The following is a 2981-nucleotide window of genomic DNA, read 5'->3' as shown; positions in this document are numbered from 1 at the left end:
CCATCATCACAAATAGCTAAGCCCAAATGAGATAAAAATCCCTCGACCTGAGAACATAGTCCAGTTCTGTTCTCCAGGCGAGGGATAATCGTAATTTTGGATCAATTCCGCATTAGCTTCATTCCCATCAGAACCTTATCCTTAAGCGTTTTTTGCGACACGCAGGTAATTAAACAAAGTTGACCACAATCTAATGTCTGCTGGCGAATCTCTTTGGCTTTTTCCCCATACCAAATTTCTTTCGCACTCTGGTACTTCACATTACCAATGACTGGATAATCATTACAGAGTTTCACATTCCCATCTGTTTCAATCCAGAAATTGCGAAGTCCGACTCGACAGGGACGAACGGATTCAGGTGCTTTGTCTTCACGGAAGTGAGGTAAGAAAAGTCGCAGAACATCATCACCCGTCATAATGGGCGCACCCTTTTGCTTCATTTCAATCAGGCGCTCAATTACCTGGGCAAAGTTGTCATAGTCTTCGGCTTTGAGCCACAATTCATTATAGGTTTCTGGTGTCCAAAGATTAACGGGTTGGAAGTTAACAGCAGTAGCACCAATTTGTTGCGCCCATTCTACCAGTTCGGGCATTAAGCGGAAATTGAGGCGATTAAGTGTCGGTTTGACAATAATTGGAAAACTTATGCCTTGTTTTTCCTGTTCTTGGCGTAGATACTTAATGCCGTTAGAAAGCTTAGCAAATAAACCGGGATAACCACGTAGGTAATCATGGAGTTCCGCATTGGGAGCATCCACCGACATATTTACATTAAAGGGACGCGCTGCTACAGTTTTGGCAGCGTTTTCCTGGGTCATGCACGAACCATTTGTGGTTACACCGCAGTGGATACCATTGCTATTGGCGAATGCTAGTAAGTCGAGAAACCCTTTTTTGATATAAGGTTCACCACCACTAAAGTTTATGGAATACTCACCGACAAAGTCTTTTATGCTGAGGAGGGTGCGTTTCCACTCCTCAATCGTCATTTCCTCTTTGTTTTGAGGAAGTCGCCAATACTCACACTGGCGACATTTCGCATTACAACGTTCATTGATAATCCCGTAAAATGTAACCGGCTTTGTCCAATCTAATCCGGTTTGAATTCGCAGGGATTCGGCTACGGCATTCTCAGCATGTTTTACACCAAGTTTGGCAAGAGTTACAACATCCATAATGCACCTCGTCAGTATTATTGATTAACAAGCTTTATGCCAACAGCATCCAATTTACTTTTTCTTTAAATCTCATTCATGGGAAACAGGTTTCAAAGTATTCGCTACACAACTTCGGGCTAAATTAAGTCGCAGTTATCCAGCTTTTTCCATCTGGGTTACACAATACTCTCATGAATGCCAGTTGGATTGACTTGACTTTAAAACGTCTACCGCTATAAATTCAAGCTTATTTTATTTAACTTAATATTTAGAGCTTAAATATTACAATCTATGCAGGAAGGAAGTCACAAACTGTAAAATTGATTACAGTGTTTTACAAAAAAGTCATGATTTGCCTGGTTTATGCAATAGTTCTAATTATTATTACGTAAATCGTTAAAAAAGATAAAGTAATGATACTTATCCGGCATCGGGTACTATAATTAAATGCTCGATCTCACGAAACTCGCGAAACAAATCCCTGGAATTAGCCAGCATCTGAAAGGGGAGGCGCTGGCAAGTCGCCAACGCTGGGAACTGGCGCAAAAGCTGCTGCGGGAGACGAAAACCCGACAAGAGGAGTTGATTCAATCCCACCAGCAATGGCGCGATCGCATAATCTTCACTGCGGCTGTTCCGGTTGAACCCCTAGATACTCGCCTGGATCTGGACTCCCCTCCCGCCAGCCACACGATTTTCGCCACCGATGGGTCTCAAATGTCCCCCTCCCATCACGAAATCGCCTATTGTTATTTAATTAACGTGGGTCGGGTGATGCTGCACTATGGGCAGAGTTTACACCCGCTGTTGGATAGCCTACCCGAAGTTTTTTACCGACCCGAAGATTTATATATATCTCGCCAATGGGGGATTCGTACCGAAGAGTGGATGGGGTATCGTCGCACTGTGTCGGAGGTGTCGATATTGGCAGACATGGCGTGTCGTTGGGTCAATCCGCCCGGTTCTCACTTTGATATTCCCAATCTGGCGATGGTGGATGGATCACTGATTTACTGGTTTCTGGAGTCATTACCCACAGAAGCCCGCGATCGCATCCTTCCCCCGATTCTAGCCGCTTGGGATCAGTTGCGATCGGTGAATGTACCGCTGATGGGCTATTTGAGTGCGTCTCGCAGCAACGAAGCCCTGCATTTTCTTCGCTTACAAGCCTGTGCTTATGACACCCCCAACTGTATCAACCATTGCGCCTCTGTTACCGATAAATTGCCTTGTCAGGTTGTTGAACCCTTACGTGATACGATGCTCTGGTCGAGTTTACTGCAACCCGGACAACGTAGTCCTTTATTTCGCAGTTCGGTGCGAATTTTAGATCTATACGATCATCACCGGATTTACTTCTGCTATGTTCACGTTGGTACAGAAATTGCCCGCGTCGAGGTTCCAGAATGGGTAGCAGAGGATACTATGTTATTCAATCAAGCCCTAAGTTTAATGCTGGCACAGGTTTACAAAGGCTATGGCTATCCCATTGCTATAGCAGAAGCCCATAATCAGGCTGTGGTTCGAGGAGGTGATCGCGCCCGCTTTTTTACCCTATTAGAACAGCAAATGATTCGCGCTGGGTTACGAAATGTGGGAACATCCTACAAAGAAGCCCGCAAGCGTGGCAGTATTTCTTAAAAAGGGAGGGGGAGAATATTTTTGACCCTTCGCTTCGCTCAAGGAAACCTGGCGCCTGTGTAGGGGCGGGTTTCACTATTAAAGTTTCTTGTCTCACCCAGATGCAATTAAACCCGCCCCGATCAAGTGTTAAGAGCAAGAATAATTCTACAAATGACCAATGACAAATGACCAATGACAAAT

At 44.7% G+C, this 2981-nt stretch carries 2 protein-coding genes; one reads left to right on the top strand and one right to left on the bottom strand.

What is annotated here, in order from left to right:
* Positions 1-101: 101 nt before the first annotated feature.
* Complete coding sequence (locus ACLFWI_RS28950; RefSeq protein WP_446415805.1) at positions 102-1175, bottom strand: radical SAM/SPASM domain-containing protein; 1074 nt, start codon at positions 1173-1175, stop codon at positions 102-104.
* A 429-nt stretch (positions 1176-1604) separates the two neighbouring features.
* Between ACLFWI_RS28950 and ACLFWI_RS28945 the strand changes: the two genes are divergently transcribed.
* The gene (locus ACLFWI_RS28945) at positions 1605-2798 is read left to right on the top strand and encodes a DNA double-strand break repair nuclease NurA (protein ID WP_446415804.1); all 1194 of its coding nucleotides are present in this window, start codon (positions 1605-1607) and stop codon (positions 2796-2798) included.
* Positions 2799-2981 lie beyond the last annotated feature (183 nt).

The sequence above is a fragment of the Coleofasciculus sp. genome (assembly GCF_046539235.1).
In the GTDB taxonomy this organism is placed as follows: domain Bacteria; phylum Cyanobacteriota; class Cyanobacteriia; order Cyanobacteriales; family Coleofasciculaceae; genus Coleofasciculus.
This window is presented reverse-complemented; position numbering and strand designations above follow the sequence as displayed.

Bases quoted from the DNA above. Each gene is read 5' to 3' on its own strand.
- ACLFWI_RS28950 (WP_446415805.1), bottom strand. From the start codon at position 1,175: ATGGATGTTGTAACTCTTGCCAAACTTGGTGTAAAACATGCTGAGAAT.
- ACLFWI_RS28945 (WP_446415804.1), top strand. From the start codon at position 1,605: ATGCTCGATCTCACGAAACTCGCGAAACAAATCCCTGGAATTAGCCAG.